General features: G+C 42.0%; 17 protein-coding genes. 14 read left to right on the top strand and 3 right to left on the bottom strand.

The annotated features are described in order from the left end of the window. The first annotated feature begins 126 nt into the window (after positions 1-126). From PODO_RS15700 to PODO_RS15690, 3 genes are read left to right on the top strand one after another with little or no spacing between them, the layout of a single operon-like run. On the top strand, positions 127-1,797 hold the full coding sequence (locus PODO_RS15700; RefSeq protein WP_036677387.1) for a spore germination protein: 1,671 nt from the start codon (positions 127-129) through the stop codon (positions 1,795-1,797). Between the two features lie 37 nt (positions 1,798-1,834). Next, positions 1,835-2,938 (top strand): GerAB/ArcD/ProY family transporter, encoded by a 1,104-nt coding sequence (locus PODO_RS15695; RefSeq protein WP_036676920.1) that lies wholly within the window; start codon positions 1,835-1,837, stop codon positions 2,936-2,938. Beyond that, positions 2,931-4,121, top strand: a complete 1,191-nt coding sequence (locus tag PODO_RS15690; RefSeq protein WP_036676923.1) for a Ger(x)C family spore germination protein — start codon at positions 2,931-2,933, stop codon at positions 4,119-4,121. The genes PODO_RS15695 and PODO_RS15690 overlap by 8 nt, the downstream gene beginning before the upstream one ends. 76 nt (positions 4,122-4,197) lie before the next feature. Here PODO_RS15690 and PODO_RS15685 read toward each other — a convergent pair whose 3' ends face one another. Together PODO_RS15685 and PODO_RS15680 are read right to left on the bottom strand one after the other, a co-directional pair. Continuing rightward, the gene (locus PODO_RS15685; RefSeq protein ID WP_036676925.1) at positions 4,198-4,506 is read right to left on the bottom strand and encodes a DUF4190 domain-containing protein; all 309 of its coding nucleotides are present in this window, start codon (positions 4,504-4,506) and stop codon (positions 4,198-4,200) included. A 24-nt stretch (positions 4,507-4,530) separates the two neighbouring features. Continuing rightward, complete coding sequence (locus PODO_RS15680) at positions 4,531-5,217, bottom strand: GNAT family N-acetyltransferase (protein ID WP_169744775.1); 687 nt, start codon at positions 5,215-5,217, stop codon at positions 4,531-4,533. A gap of 281 nt (positions 5,218-5,498) precedes the next feature. On the opposite strand from PODO_RS15680, the gene PODO_RS15675 reads away from it, so the two are divergent. Both PODO_RS15675 and PODO_RS15670 read left to right on the top strand, forming a co-directional pair. Further along, positions 5,499-6,719 (top strand): MFS transporter, encoded by a 1,221-nt coding sequence (locus PODO_RS15675; RefSeq protein ID WP_052097071.1) that lies wholly within the window; start codon positions 5,499-5,501, stop codon positions 6,717-6,719. A gap of 39 nt (positions 6,720-6,758) precedes the next feature. Then, positions 6,759-7,289, top strand: coding sequence for a GrpB family protein (locus PODO_RS15670; RefSeq protein ID WP_235219390.1), 531 nt, complete (start codon positions 6,759-6,761; stop codon positions 7,287-7,289). 10 nt (positions 7,290-7,299) lie between these two features. Here PODO_RS15670 and PODO_RS15665 read toward each other — a convergent pair whose 3' ends face one another. Further along, positions 7,300-8,163, bottom strand: a complete 864-nt coding sequence (locus PODO_RS15665) for an AraC family transcriptional regulator (protein WP_038571388.1) — start codon at positions 8,161-8,163, stop codon at positions 7,300-7,302. A 257-nt stretch (positions 8,164-8,420) separates the two neighbouring features. Between PODO_RS15665 and melA the strand changes: the two genes are divergently transcribed. The 9 genes from melA (at position 8,421) to PODO_RS15620 (ending at position 15,322) form a co-directional block, all read left to right on the top strand. Next, positions 8,421-9,719 carry an alpha-glucosidase/alpha-galactosidase gene (gene melA / locus PODO_RS15660; RefSeq protein ID WP_036676934.1) on the top strand — a complete coding sequence of 433 codons (1,299 nt, stop codon included), beginning with the start codon at positions 8,421-8,423 and terminating at the stop codon, positions 9,717-9,719. A gap of 180 nt (positions 9,720-9,899) precedes the next feature. Further along, positions 9,900-10,577, top strand: coding sequence for a M99 family carboxypeptidase catalytic domain-containing protein (locus PODO_RS15655; RefSeq protein ID WP_038571386.1), 678 nt, complete (start codon positions 9,900-9,902; stop codon positions 10,575-10,577). Positions 10,578-10,733: 156 nt separating this feature from the next. Then, the gene (locus tag PODO_RS15650) at positions 10,734-11,114 is read left to right on the top strand and encodes a GntR family transcriptional regulator (protein WP_036676940.1); all 381 of its coding nucleotides are present in this window, start codon (positions 10,734-10,736) and stop codon (positions 11,112-11,114) included. Further along, a complete protein-coding gene (locus PODO_RS15645) occupies positions 11,111-11,980 on the top strand; it encodes an ABC transporter ATP-binding protein (RefSeq protein ID WP_038571381.1) in 870 nt (289 codons plus the stop codon). Before PODO_RS15650 ends, PODO_RS15645 begins: the two co-directional genes overlap by 4 nt. Further along, positions 11,973-12,608: an ABC-2 transporter permease gene (locus tag PODO_RS15640; RefSeq protein ID WP_038571380.1), complete on the top strand. Its 636-nt coding sequence runs from the start codon at positions 11,973-11,975 to the stop codon at positions 12,606-12,608. The genes PODO_RS15645 and PODO_RS15640 overlap by 8 nt, the downstream gene beginning before the upstream one ends. 17 nt (positions 12,609-12,625) lie before the next feature. Beyond that, complete coding sequence (locus PODO_RS15635) at positions 12,626-13,264, top strand: ABC-2 transporter permease (RefSeq protein WP_036676948.1); 639 nt, start codon at positions 12,626-12,628, stop codon at positions 13,262-13,264. An 81-nt stretch (positions 13,265-13,345) separates the two neighbouring features. Continuing rightward, positions 13,346-14,440, top strand: coding sequence for a sensor histidine kinase (locus tag PODO_RS15630; RefSeq protein WP_038571378.1), 1,095 nt, complete (start codon positions 13,346-13,348; stop codon positions 14,438-14,440). 190 nt (positions 14,441-14,630) lie between these two features. Further along, complete coding sequence (locus PODO_RS15625) at positions 14,631-15,047, top strand: MarR family winged helix-turn-helix transcriptional regulator (RefSeq protein ID WP_038571376.1); 417 nt, start codon at positions 14,631-14,633, stop codon at positions 15,045-15,047. A 62-nt stretch (positions 15,048-15,109) separates the two neighbouring features. Further along, the gene (locus PODO_RS15620; protein ID WP_036676956.1) at positions 15,110-15,322 is read left to right on the top strand and encodes a DUF896 domain-containing protein; all 213 of its coding nucleotides are present in this window, start codon (positions 15,110-15,112) and stop codon (positions 15,320-15,322) included. Positions 15,323-15,486: the final 164 nt, after the last annotated feature.

Raw genomic sequence — 15,486 nt, 5'->3', positions numbered from 1 at the left:
ATAAGCGGGCGTTTTGTTATGTCCGGATCCATGGTGATATATGAACTTTCCTTAAGTTTCAAATGTTGCATAAGAATAGGGTGGAAGGAGAATAGTACTAACAGATTCCTATAGAGGATGATTGCGATGTGGCCTAAAATAGTCTCTTATATTCCGGACTGGACAATTTTTATGCAGGCGGCGATTACGCTGCTCTTTCCCGTAGGGATTTTTTATCTTTACAGGCATTTGTATTTTTATGTTGGAAGCGGACGCTCTAAGGAAACAGAGGCCAAATCACAGGATGCGGAACTGAAGAAGAATGACAATCGGGAAGTAAATCCGCAGCCTCCTGTGTCTACTGCTTTTACTCAGGACTATGATGCCGATCTGACAGCGATAAAAACGGCATTGGGGGAGAACAGTGATGTACATTTTCGTGAATTCTCAGTTAAAGGTATTCAGGCACGTGCCGCATTAGTCTATGTAGAGGGGATGCAGCACGAAGAACTGATCAATCAGCAGGTGCTGCAGAATTTGATGTTTGCCGGCGAAACGCAAGCTTCAGAAGGAATATACAACTACTTGAAACAGAATATGCTCCCGCTAGCTCAGCTCAGTGAAGCCAAGGATTTAGACCAGCTGCAGGAGTTTGTCCTATTCGGATACACTGCGCTGATTGTCGAAGGCATGTGTGAGATGTTGCTGGTGGGTTCTCCGCATGGAGCAGTGCGCTCGATTACTGAGCCGACCTCAGAGGCTTTGCTGCGGGGGCCTCGGATTGGCTTTACCGAGGTGCTCAGTGAGAATACCTCTATGCTGCGGCGCCAAGGGCTTAATAAGAATCTGGAAATGAAAATGGTTGAAGTAGGCAGCGAAATCAAGAAGAACCTGGTTATCGCTTATATGAAAAACATTGTAAATCCTGATCTGCTCCAGGAAGTGAAGGAACGTATCTCCAAAATTGATATGGACTTTATTCTGGAATCCGGCTATGTGGAACAGTTGATCGAGGATGATTATTTAAGCCCGTTTCAGCAGACACAGAATACGGAAAGACCCGATCGGGTAATTGCTTCCTTGTTAGAGGGAAGAGTCGCTATTTTGCTGGATGGCACACCGTTTGCACTCGTTGTTCCAGTGACGTTCAGTATGCTTTTGCAGTCTCCTGAGGATTATTATGAGCGCTGGATTCCGGGTACACTTTTGCGGATACTCCGGTTTTGCGCATCATTTCTGGCTCTGTTGGCTCCGGCGCTGTATATTTCCTTTATCTCCTTTCATCCGGGACTGATTCCTACACAACTGGCGATCTCCATTATCGAAACACGCCAAGGTGTACCCTTTCCTGCATTAATTGAAGTGTTGATTCTGGAAATTTCCATTGAAATCTTGCGTGAAGCTGGAATCCGGCTGCCGAAGCCCATAGGTCCGGCAATGGGGATTGTCGGAGGTCTGATCATTGGAGATGCCGCGGTACAGGCTGGTATTGTGAGTCCGTTTCTGGTAATTGTTGTAGCCGTGACAGCGATCTCTTCGTTTTCCATACCGATGTACAGTGCGGGGATTACTCTCCGGATCTTACGATTCGCAGGCATGTTATTTGCGGCGGTCCTGGGCATGTTCGGAACCATCCTTTTCTTCCTGCTTATTTGCAGTCATCTGACTCGGCTTTCAAGCTTTGGAGTTCCTTACGTCACTCCTATTTCCCCTTTCCGGTTAAGTGACTGGAAGGATTTGTTCGTCCGTGCACCGTTATCAATCATGAAGCGAAGACCGGAGATGCTGAAGACCCAGAAGAAAAAGCGCAGGTCCTAGAGAATGTATTCTTAGCAGGAGCAGAGGGGAGACCACAGTGTTCAAACGAACTGATGACAAGATCACAACCTCGCAGGCTTCCATAATCTTGACCAATTCAATGCTAGGTGCGGGAATTTTGACTTTGCCCAGAAATGTTGTTAAGGCTGTACAGACTCCCGATGCCTGGATTTCAGTAGTGCTGGGAGGTATCACCGTATCTTTGGTGATATTGGTTATGGTGAAGCTTAGCCAGCAATTTCCAGGGAAGACTGTCTTTCAGTATTCTAAAAGAATTGTTGGGAATATTCCAGGCAGTGTAATGAGTACAATATTGATTCTGTACTTTATTGTGATAGCGGGTTTCGAAATCCGCGTTTTGGCGGAAGTAACATTGTTTTTTCTTCTGGAAGGGACACCGATCTGGGCGATTGTGATGCCGTTCATCTGGGTGGGCACTTATTTGGTGTATGGTGGGATTAATTCCATGGCCCGCGTGTTTCAGATTGTATTTCCGATCAGTATTTTTATCCTGATAATTTGTTATATCTTAAGTACCAGAATATTTGATATCCAGCATTTGCGTCCTTTTCTGAGTGAAGGTATGATCCCGGTGATCCGAGGCATGAAGTCGAGCATCCTGATCTTTACCGGTTGTGAGGTTGTGATGACAATGACGGCCTTTATGGAGCATCCACAGCAAGCAGTCAAGGGAATGTTGGTTGGTTTAAGCATACCATTTGTATTATATTTGGTTACTGTTGTAATGGTTATCGGCGGCTTATCTATTAATTCTGTAATCTCCAGCACCTGGCCGACGATAGATTTGGTGCGGAGCTTTGAAATTTCAGGGTTCTTTTTTGAACGATTTGAATTTCCGTTGCTGGTTATCTGGCTGATGCAGATGTTCTGCAATTTTTGCAGCTTTTTCTTTAATGCGTCACTCGGAATCTCCCAGGTGTTTCACCTAAAGATCCATCCGGTTATGTTCGCTTTAATGCCCATCATCTTCATCTGCACGATGATCCCTCAACGCATCAATGATGTCTTCAGTCTTGGTGATGCGATTGGCTATATGGGTGTGCTGATCTTTATATTGCTGCCACTGTTATTGTCGATTGTATTAATCATTAGGAAGAAAGGACTCAAGCAGAATGTTTAGACAGCAGGTTATTCGCTTACTATTGGTATTTATGATTCTGCTTACGCAGTCCGGCTGCTGGAGCAGTAAGGAAATTGAAGACTTGAGTGTTTATACGGGATTGGCGCTTGACAAGGGGGAACCTCAAACAGTCGAAAAGAAATTTGAGGAACTCGGAGGAAGTTACCTTAAGCATAATAAATTGACGGCTACGGTACAAATTGTGCCTGAAAATGTAATTGGAAACTCCGGCAAAGAAGGTGAAACACCCAAAACTCATTTCCATAATATTTCAGAGTCTGGAGATTCCCTGCTTGAAGTATTCCGCCAGATTTCGATCCGCAAGAACCGTCCGATTATAGGCCATCACCTCAAGGTTGTTGTCATATCCGAGAAATTGATACAAGAGGAGAAAATCCGACGGCTAATGGACTTTCTGTTGCGTGATAACGATATTCGCCCTAGCTGCCTCATCTTTCTTAGCCAAGGACGTGCGTCTGATACGCTAAACACGACAGCAGAGGAGGTTCCTTCTTTTCGTCTGGAGGACATGGTCCATAACCACTTCAGGACTAGTAAAGTTATGAAGGGCATAACATTGTCGAATCTAGATGCATTGATGTATTCGAAGCAAAGCTTTGTTTTGCAGAACGTTATTGAGGCAAATGGTGAGGTGGAGTTTTCCGGTGCCGGTATTATCAAGGGAGACACAGGATATTGGATCGGCAATCTGAACCAACAGGATGTGGAGAGTATTGCCTGGATCAAAGGCGATGTTAAAGGCGGGAGCATCAAAACATATGATCAGTCAAACGAAGCAATTACTTATGAGATTAAATCAGTCAAGAGCAAGATTACACTGAAGGAGACTGCTGATGAGAAGTTTTCCTTTCATGTTGCGATTGAGTCTGATGGACGTCTTATTGAGCATTGGGATGATAATGAGCATTCCGCGGAAGTTGCCTATTTCAAAGAATTGGAGAAGATATTCGAGGAGAGATTGACCGAAAAAATTAATGCTCTTATTCACAAAATGCATTCCACCTATAAAGTAGATGTGGCAGGGTTCGGAAATTGGTTCAGCATAGAAAAACCGCAGGTTTGGAAAAAGGTCAAGGATCATTGGGACGAGGAATTTATTCGGATGCCATTAACCTTTGATGTAAAGCTTAAAATCACCGATTTTGGTTCCACGACTGAATGAAGGGTTCACTTGATAAACGTGTTAACTCAAAAAGGATCTCAGCAGCCGATGATGGCTATTGAGATCCTTTTCGTGGTTAGTAAGTAGAAGCTGCAAAAACAAACACAACGACGAATAATATAATAATTGCGTACATCAGCGTGCCCACAATTCCACATACCAGACCTGCAATCGCTAAGCCTTTGCCTTGTTCATAACGATTACGGATTTCCTTCAGCGATAAGGCGGATAGAATAATCGCAATAATTCCTAACAGAAAACCAATATAAGGCACAACAATGGAGAGGATTCCCAAGACAAAACCAGCGATTGATTTGCCATTCGTTGGTGCCGGAGGGGGTGGAGGCTGATAATAGTTCAAATTGTCGTTTGGTGGATAGCTCATTAAAATCACCTCCAATAGAAATTGTTATTGAATGTAGTTAATCCAGTGCTCTAGCTGCACACAAGGGACAAGTCCAATAGATTCAGCTAGACGAATGGACGCTTGATTTCTTTCAAGGACGTGATAGCGTGGAATAAAGCCTCGTTCTAACGTTTCTTGTATGGCTGTGCGAACTACCATTTTCGCGTATCCGTATCTTTGAAATGCTTCTAAAGTATGTACAGCGCCGATTTCCCAAATCTGCTCTTCATTGCGGAACGCTAGGCAGGTACTAACCGGATTGTCGCCCTGAAAGATTGAAACGGAAAACGCTCCTTTTTGGAAATATTCCTCAATTTCTTCCTTATTGTAATGGTTAGCAGCCCAAAGTGGAAGTAGTCTGTCGTCAAATGAATGATTGATTGTTACCTCTTTGTCCTTAACATACCTTAACCCCTCAGTTGTGCTGTAAGAGAAAAACCCCCGAACTTTTTCTAAAGAAAAATGCGCAGACAGTGCCTCTTGGTACTTCACATCCTGCAGTTTAAAAACAAGCTTCGCCTCTGTGGGGAGCAGCGTTAGTAATGCTGGAAATATATCGGGGCAGCTGTAATCCAAAAATACGATGTAATCCGCTTGAGGATATACCCTATGATCATATGCGTATGCTGTGGCTGGAAGAAGTAATACAATACCCCACTGATCACCATGCTCAACTAGATGTGTTTCCATGACTTCGTGGAAGGAGGTTAACATTTTTAACAAGCTTACATTCTTTAAGGGGTTCTTTTGTAGTTTGTTTATGATTTGTTCGTTCTGGTGCACACCCATCCACTCCTAGCTCAGATTTATATATTTTACTATAAATTGTACTTATGCAGATATTTATATTTTTGCTTTTACTAATCATTAATCTATTGAAAAAAGAAGGTTGACAGTGACTGATATAATATATTAGGGAAAATAAAGCTCGCTGTTTGAAGCAGCATACGTGAACGGAGGCACATAATTTCATGACACAATCTATCACAGGCGCTGCTGTTCGTGTAGGAGAAGGTCTATCTAAGCAATTCATCCTAATTCTAGCCATTGCATCAGGACTAAGCGTGGCAAATATGTATTATAATCAGCCGCTCCTAGCTGAGATAGGACGCACCTTTAATGCTTCCTCTAACTCAGTGGGATATGTATCGATGCTTACTCAAATCGGCTACGCGCTGGGAATGTTATTTTTTGTTCCACTAGGTGACATTCGTGAACGCAGAACACTGATATCCGGACTTCTTATTGCTGTATCACTGTCCCTAATTGGTTTCGCTACCGCACAAAACCTCACTTGGATGTATATCGCCAGCTTTGCTATCGGCATAACTACGGTGGTGCCGCAGGTCATCATTCCTCTCTCGGCTGAGTTAGCTTTACCGGAGGAGCGGGGGAAGGTTATAGGTACAGTAATGAGCGGATTGTTTTTTGGTATTCTGCTAGCAAGAACAATATCCGGAATTATAGGGGATATGTTCGGCTGGAGAGCGATGTACTGGATTGCCGCAGTAGTTATGTTATTGCTATCCCTTATTCTTTATCGGCTAATCCCGGCAACGAAACCAGACAATAATTCTTCGTACTCCGATCTGCTGAAATCAATGGGGCAACTGATTCGCAGATATTCGACGCTTCGTGAGTCATCTTTAATTGGGGCTTGCATGTTTGGCGGCTTCAGTGTGTTCTGGACTTCTCTAGCTTTCTTTCTGGAAGGAGAACCTTATCACTACAGTAGCTCAATCACAGGATTGTTTGGTCTTATTGGTGTAGCAGGTGCTGCTGGTGCTCCATTTATCGGGAGGTTAGCAGACAGAATTGCTCCCAAAAAGATTGTAGGAATCTTACTGTTAATTACATTGATTGCTTACGGATTTTTTGGTTTAGCCGGATTTACAATCTGGAGTTTGATTGCAGGAGTTATTATTCTGGATCTTGGGGTACAGGGATCACAGGTCAGTAACCAAACACGGATATATGCACTTGAACCAGCGGCTCGCAGTCGTATAAATACTGTTTTTATGGTCAGCACTTTTACAGGTGGAGCGATTGGATCCACGCTGGGAAGTTTTGCATGGCAGCATTGGGGCTGGAGTGGCGTCTGCTTAATGGGGGGAACGCTTGTTGTAGCCGCTCTATGCATATGGATAGTCTATAGAGTGATCGAGAAAGAGGATATACCGGAGATTAGCTAGAAACGTATTACATTACCTTTTATTATACCCGGGAGGTGTTTGATCATCGCTGAGAAGACGAAAGTTATAGAGGTTGTCCCGTATAACCCAGAGTGGAAGGCAGAATTCAATAGATTAAAAGAACAGCTCTTATCTTATGTCGGAGATCTTATTATTTCTATCGAGCATGTGGGCAGTACTTCCATTGAAGGGCTGGCTGCTAAACCTATCATCGACCTAGATCTTGTGATGGAAAGCTACGATGTACTCCCACAAATCATCGAACGTTTACAACAGCGTGGTTATGAACACCAAGGGAACTTGGGAATAGAGGGCAGAGAAGCTTTTCAAAGACTTCAGGATGACGGGTTTATGAAATATCATCTGTATGTTTGCCCTAAGGATGGAAAAGGCTACTTGGAGCATATCGCTTTCAGAGACTATCTGCGATCGAATACAGCAGCGCGTCAAGCGTATGCAGAGGTCAAGCAGCGCCTGGCAGAACAACATCGTTATGACATTGATGCTTATTGTGAAGGAAAGACAACGTTTGTTACCTCTATTTTATCTAAAGCCATGAAAGAAACGTAAGTAATATCAATCACTTGCCCGTTCGAAGATGATTTCGAAATTCACTGGGAGACATGCCGCTCCACTTACGGAACTGCTTGGAGAAGTATAACGCGTCATTGAAACCGACCGAAGAGGAGATCTGGTCGATGGTCAGCGTTCCTCCTAGCAGTTTTTTTGCTTTATCCATCCGAACCTTTAATAAATATTGTTTGGGAGACATGCCGATCTTTTGTTTAAAGACTTTAGAGAGATGCGCTCTATGATAGCCTAGAGACGATGCCATATGGTCGATACTGATCTGTTGATGAAACTGCAGAGAAATCCAACGGATCGCTTGATCGATCTGGCGGTCGATAACATCCGGTAATTCTATCGATTGAGAGGAAAGCGAACTTATGTTCGCAACACCGAATTTGTGCACTAGCAGCCGCAGCCAACCCGAAGCTTCTAAGCTCTCCAGTCGAGGATAAGCAGATTGCTGAAAGGATAAACGAATATGTTCATATATTTTATGTATCTCTATTAGGTTATCTAAGTGGATTATTGGCTTGTCCCTTGTAATTCCCACTTCGTGTAGTAGCTGTTCAACCGCTTCCCCTTGTAAGGCCACCCATACATATGTCCACGGACGATCCATGTCTGCCTGATAGCTAAATAACGCACCCGGAAAAATTACAAAGGTATCCCCCTTACTACATCCCTGTGAATTACTGCCACTTTGAAAAACACCTTTACCATCAATTACTGTATGAATGAGATAGTAATCATGAACAGAGGGGCCCATTTTATGGCCAGGAACAGGCTTGCCTTCTCCGCTGAATAATACAGATAGGTCATGATCATCGGGAGCCAGATTAAACCCTGCTGTAAAATGATAATGCTCTGAAGCCATTCACTTAGGACCTCCCCAAGATTGCTTTTATAATACATTTAGAGTATAGGATTGAATATACAAATGCAACAAACGTCCATATTTCTCTTGTATTTCTCCATACTCATTGGGACCGCTCTCATTTATAGTGATTAGTGAAGAGAGCAGACGGTTATGATCTAACATCCTAGTGTTTATAAGGGAATTATAGTTTACTCTACTCCATAAAACTGCGATGTTAACACCGTTCACCTCACCTATAAGGAGGAATATTTCATATGTCTAAAATTACATTTATCGGAGCGGGTAGCACCGTATTCGCCAAAAACGTGTTGGGAGATTGTATGAGAACGCCAGCCCTGCAAGGGTTTGAACTTGCCCTGTATGATATTGATCTGCAACGCCTTAAAGATTCCGAGAATATGCTTAATAATATAAAAGAGAGCAGCGGCAGCACTTGTGTTGTGAAATCCTATACGGATCGTAAAGAAGCTTTGCGTGGAGCTAAATATGTCATTAATGCAATCCAAGTGGGAGGTTACGATCCTTGCACCATCACAGATTTTGAAATTCCGAAGAAATATGGCTTGCGGCAAACGATTGCGGACACAGTTGGCATAGGTGGGATATTCCGTAACCTGCGTACTATTCCAGTGATGCTGGACTTTGCTGCGGATGTACGGGAGGTTTGTCCGGACGCACTCTTTATGAACTATACGAATCCTATGGCAGTTCTGACCAATGTGATGAATACCTATGGCGGTGTAAAGACGGTGGGATTATGTCATAGTGTGCAGCATTGTATTCCGGGCTTGTTCGAGCATCTGGGTATGGATCAGACAGGTGTTCAGGCTAAGATCGCTGGGATTAACCATATGGCTTGGTTATTGGAGGTTACTAAAGACGGCGAGGATTTGTATCCGGAAATTAAACGCCGTGCAGCTGAGAAGCAAAAAGAACATCACGGAGACATGGTCCGTTATGAAATGATGCTTAAATTTGGTTACTACATTACGGAATCTTCGGAACATAACGCAGAGTATCATCCTTATTTTATCAAACGTAATTACCCTGAGCTTATCGAACGGTTTCAAATTCCACTCGACGAGTATCCACGCCGCTGTGTAGATCAAATTGAACGTTGGCAACAAATGCGGGAAGAATTGGTTAATAACAAAGAACTTAAACATGAACGTTCGCATGAATATGCGTCTTATATCATGGAAGCCATCGAAACTAATGTGCCTTTCAAAATAGGTGGCAATGTTATGAACACAGGTCTTATCACCAATTTGCCAAATGAAGCATGTGTAGAGGTCCCTTGTTTAGTAGATAGAAGCGGAGTAACTCCGACCTACGTGGGAGATCTGCCTCCACAGTGCGCCGCACTGAATCGTACAAACATTAATACACAATTGTTAACGATCGAAGCAGCGATTACCCATAAGAAAGAGCATATCTATCACGCCGCAATGCTCGATCCACATACAGCAGCTGAATTGTCGATGGATGACATTACAAATATGTGCGACGAGCTGATCACAGCCCATGGAGACTGGCTCCCAGCGTATAAATAAATTAACTAGTTAGGACTAAGGAAGCCTGAGAAATCAGGCTTTTTTTGATTGTATTTCTACGAAAAACGAATGTTATCTTTAAAAAAGACAACGTCATTTCTTCTTGCTTATCTGTCTAGGACAACTGGGGTATATCGGAATACACATATATGGATTATCTAAATGTGGAGGTGATCCTTTATGATCGTTGAAAGCTATACCTTAGCATCGTCCACAGCTTATGCTACCCCTTATTATGTGATTAGAGGTGAGCTTCCTGGTCCTGTCTTTATGGTGGTGTCGGGGATACATGGGAATGAGACAGGAAGTATTCGTGCCGCACAGATCATTGTAGAACGTTTTAACCAGAGAAGGTTGTATATACACCGGGGCACGATCATTGTAGTTCCTCTATTGAATCAAAAAGCTTACCGCAAACGGATCAGAGGTGTACCTGATTTAAATCGCACCTTTCCACGTTCTAGCAAAACAGCGGCAAGACATCCATTAGCTTCAGCTTTGCTACAGCTAGTACTAAGATATCGTCCCACCTGGTTTCTGGACCTTCATGAAGCAAATGGGTTGTCACAAAAAAATCCTAAGCGACTTGGCCAGTCGATCATCGTCACTCCGGGAAGCCGAGGAATAGGTACAGCAAAACGTGTCATCAAAGGCATTAATCGAACGATTCCCAAAACCGCTTATCATTTTAATATCCGTTTACGGGAGCGCCCCGGCTCCTCAAGGGCAGCCGTTACCCGTATATTAGGAGCTAAAGCATTTACTGTGGAAACCTGCTGGAGCCTTGATCGTGACCTACGGATTCGCTATCAGATAGATATTGTTAGCCGTTTTTTAAAAAGTGCTGGATTATTGTGATGAAGAAAATATCTGATAACTATGTAAGCTGGTTCTTAGATCCTAGGAATCAGCTTTTTTGCCGATACAAGAAAGGTAATTGACAACATTGAGTATAGTGTATATATTACATATATACATTGATAACACATAAACTAGGAGTGAGGGCACGATTCCATGAACATATTGATATCCAACACTTCCGGTGAACCCATCTATGCACAGATTGTCAGCCAGATCCGCCAGATGATTCTGCAAGGAGAATTAGTGTCTGGTACCCCATTACCTTCTATCCGGCTATTAGCCAAAGAGCTGCAGATTAGCGTAATTACAACGAAACGAGCCTATGAAGAACTGGAGAGAGAAGGGCTTATCAATTCAATTGTGGGGAAAGGTTCCTTTGTTTCTGGTGCAGATCAGGAGTTTATTCGGGAACAACGGCTACGGATTATGGAGCAAAAAATGAAGGAGATTATCGACGAGAGTAAAATGCTGGGGATTAATTTTGCTGAGTTTAGTGAGATGTTGAAATTGCTTTATGAGGAGGAGACAGAATGAAAGAAGTCATTCAATTGGACCAAATTTCTAAAAAATATGGCCATTTTAGCCTATGCGAACTTACGTTCGGTATCAAAGAAGGGTATATCACGGGGCTAATTGGGCCGAATGGGGCAGGGAAAACAACAATAATTAAAATGATGATGGGGATGGTGTTTCCTGATCGCGGCAGCGTCAAGATTTTTGACCAAGAGATGTCTATTCATGAAGCAGAGAATAAGGATCGGATTGGCTATGTCTCCGATGAGAATTACTTTTACGATCAATTAACCATCGATCAGATGAGTAAGATTATTGCTCCTTTTTATAGTCGTTGGGATCAAGAAACGTATAGGAAATACATAGAGATGTTCAAGCTTTCCCCGCGGAAAAAGATTAAGGAGCTCTCCAAAGGAATGAAAATGAAGTATTCACTCGCCATTGCCTTATCACATGGTGCAGATCTGCTCATTATGGATGAACCTACTGCAGGACTTGATCCTATATTCCGAAGAGAGTTGCTTGATTTGCTTAGTGAGCATATCCAGGATGAAAAGAAGTCTATTCTTTTTTCAACGCATAATACGACTGATTTGGATCGGATCGCGGACTATATTGTTTTTGTGAACGAAGGGCGCTTAGTATTTAATGAAATGAAGGAATCACTAGCCAACAAATATATGATGGTTAAAGGCAACAAAGAGTTGCTTGATCGGGATGTGCGAAAATGGTTCATCGGGCTTAGAGAGACGGAAGTTGGTTTCGAGGGGCTTCTGAACAATCGCTCTGAGGGGGAACACTTCTTTAGAGATCATGCCATATGCGAAACACCTACCCTGGAAGAAATCATGTATTTTACGGTAAAGGGAAACGCTTTGTATGTTTAACCTCTTTTTGCTGATTCGAAAAGATTTTATCCTACTGCGGAATTTTATCCCTATATTTCTCTTGAGTATCTTGTTTATTGCATATGTTCAACTGGATAACTCCAGCATGTTTGCTACATTTCAATCTTTACTGTTGCTCGTATACTCCTGTTCTATGGATGCATTGAATAACAACACAAAGTTTGTTATAGGGTTGCCAGTAAGACGGCAAGAGATTATCTTGGCTAAATACTTATCACTTGTTCCTTATTGTTTCATCGGTTTGGTTTGCTCTTTAGCTTTGTTACTAATTTCCTTTTCATTTGGATATTCCATAAGCCCGTTTTATTGGATAGGGGTATCTTTAACATTACTGATGATTCCTTTGACTGCGTCTATTTATCTGCCGATTCATTATTGGCTTGGTTCCAAAAACTATTACTTCAATATCCTTTTTAATGTAGTAATAACGATAACCACCCTAAACACTGGATCTTCACTCTCAAATTCATCCTTTTTCTTAACGATTACCCATTTAAAGCTGCAAGATCATCTGGTGCCGGTTGGTTTGACAGGGATTGTTTATCTATCTATATTGTACTGCTCGTATAGAATTTCACTACGATTGTTTAGTAAGGAAGAGTTATAAGCTAAGGAGGACGTAAAGTGTATAAATCATTTTTTTTAATTCAAAAAGACTTCATTCTTCTGCGTAAATTTCTGATGCTGCTAATCCCTTTCTTTATTTTCATAGCATACTCAAACTATCATAGCTTCAGTTTATTTACGGTAATGCCACCTATGCTGTTATTGATAAGCTCCTGTTCAATGGATACTCAGCAGATGACGCAACGGTTTCTCGTTAATCTCCCTGTACGGAGACAAGAGCTTGTCCGTGCCAAATATTTTTCGATCCTTCCGTTTGCTCTTGTCGGGCTGGCAGCAACGGCCTTTACCTATCTCCTGATTGTTGTGACAGGTAAAGCCGTAACCCCTCATTTTTGGCAAGAGGTTGGTATTACGATATCCATTTTCCCTCTCCTTGCGATGCTTTATTTACCGATTCATTACTGGTTAGGGGCAAAGGGGGCACAAGTGGTTAATCTTGTTTTTATGATGATTGTTATGTTTGGCCCGAACGTGTTTAGCTTTTTGATCCAGTGGATACCTGATGTGAACAGATGGCTAAGTTTTGGAGTGAAAGGTACGGTCATTCCCTTTATAATCCTAGGGCTGGCTTATATATTCTTGCTTAGCTGTTCATATATCATTTCTCTGCGGATTTTTGTGCGGAAAGATCTTTGATTCGAAGGATTTGAGATTTTGAATGAATTCATATACCATTGTCACTACAAAGATAAATAGTAGGGGAAGGGTATACAACCAATGCCTAAAATGATTTATAGCTTTCGTACAAAAATGATTATGCTGCTGATGGCCAGTATGCTTGTATCCGGTGGAATTACCTTTTCAATCTATAAAATTCTGCAGAGATATTATCGATCAGAGGTCTTATTAGAAAATCCATTGACTAAAGTTCGCTACTTGATGCGGGATATCGGTGATGTTAATGCGTTTTTGATTATCTTCATTCCTTTGGCCATCTTATTCTTTTTTATATTTACTAAACCATATGCAAATTATTTCAAGGAAATCTCGAAAGGGATCCATCAGCTGGCGTCGGGTGATTTCTCGGAGCGGGTGGATATCCCTTCTAAAGATGAATTCGGCCTTATTGGCCATGATATCAATCTGGCTATTGATCATCTTCAGGAAGCTATTGAGCGGGGAGACTTTGCGGAGAGCAGTAAAGATCAACTTGTGTTAAATCTGGCACATGATCTGCGTACTCCACTTACCTCAGTTATAGGTTATTTGGATTTTATCCTTAGGGACAATGAATTAACGCCAGAACAGACCAGACATTACACAACGATTGCTTATACTAAATCTCAACGTTTGGAAAAATTAATTGATGAGCTATTTGAAATTACAAGAATGAACTACGGTAAGCTTACGCTTGAGAAAACCTCGATCGACCTTAGTGAGCTTCTTTTACAATTAAATGAAGAGTTATATCCCGTTTTTGAGAAAAATGGTCTTACTTCCCGTTTGGATGTAACCCAACCTCTGAAGATAGAGGGTGACGGTGAGCTGCTGGCACGTGTATTTGAGAATCTTCTCACTAACGCAGCGCGATACGGAAGCGACGGTCAATTTATTGATATTCATGGGTATTTAGAAGAAAACGAAGTCGTTATTGAGATTATTAACTATGGAGATTGTATTGATCCGGAAGAGCTACCGCGTATTTTTGATATGTTCTACACCGGAGATCGAGCGCGAACGCATCCCACAGGGAGTACGGGACTGGGCTTATTTATCACTAAAAACATTGTGGAACAACATGCTGGAACAGTTTCTGCACAAAGCAGTGTAGTTCGGACGATGTTTGAAGTGCGGCTTCCACAAAATAATTGAGAACGAAGTCAAGTGTTGACTGGGCAGGAGTAAAAAAATAAGATCTACGTGATCTTGTGGTGTTACTCCTTTTTTAATGGTTTGGTCAGCAAACAGGATGAACGTTACGGACATTTATTTGAAATTTTTAATAAATCGTGATATTATTAGCTTGCTAAGTAATTTGTAAGGCAGTACGGAGGAAATATCTGTGGTAGAAGATGAGATAAGGGAACTACTGGATAGAATATCAGCGGAAATGCGTAGAGATTATGCAGAGCTGCTTAGAGAACTTAATCTTCATGTGGGTCAAGAACAGTTATTATGCCGGTTATGGAGAACAGATGGAATGACACAGATACAGCTAAGTGAACGCTTGAATTGTGAGCCTCCAACCATAACAAATATGGTGAAATCTCTTGAAAATCATGGGTTTGTTGTTCGAAAAAGAGATCCTGAAGATGGCAGAGTTAGCCGAGTGTATCTAACCCCAGCCGGACGTAATCTCTGCGAACCTGTGGAACAGATCTGGAACAAACAGCTGGATAAATTACTAGCCGGAATTATACCTGAAGAACGTTTATTATTAAGAAGACTTATGAAACAAATGGCTGATAATTTAGCTTGAATCTGGAACTAATCGCCATAACCGTTAGTAAGCTAATTAAAACTAAGAAAAGAGGAACATAGATGATTACAAGTTTGACTCGCATCAATGAATTAGCTAAGAAAGAACGTGAAGTAGGTCTGACACAAGGCGAATGGGTTGAACAGATCGCATTGCGTGAAGACTACCTGCGTGAAATTCGTGGACAAGTTCGTAACAGTCTTTCTGGAGTGACAATTTTAGATCCGGATGGAAATGATGTAACTCCTGAGAAGCTTCGTGCAGCGCGTAAATAATCAATGAACTAATAAGTGGAAACTACACCTTTAGAAAACGTTGAATTGGCCTATGGTTAATCGACGGATAACTAAAGGTGTTTTTTTGTTATTCCAATCTTAACAGAAGCTTAAATCGTTATCATTAGGGGCTGTTGAAAGTTAAGAATCAATTAAACTTGCGT

This window comes from Paenibacillus odorifer (assembly GCF_000758725.1).
Classification (GTDB): Bacteria; Bacillota; Bacilli; order Paenibacillales; family Paenibacillaceae; genus Paenibacillus_AQ; species Paenibacillus_AQ odorifer.
This window is presented reverse-complemented; position numbering and strand designations above follow the sequence as displayed.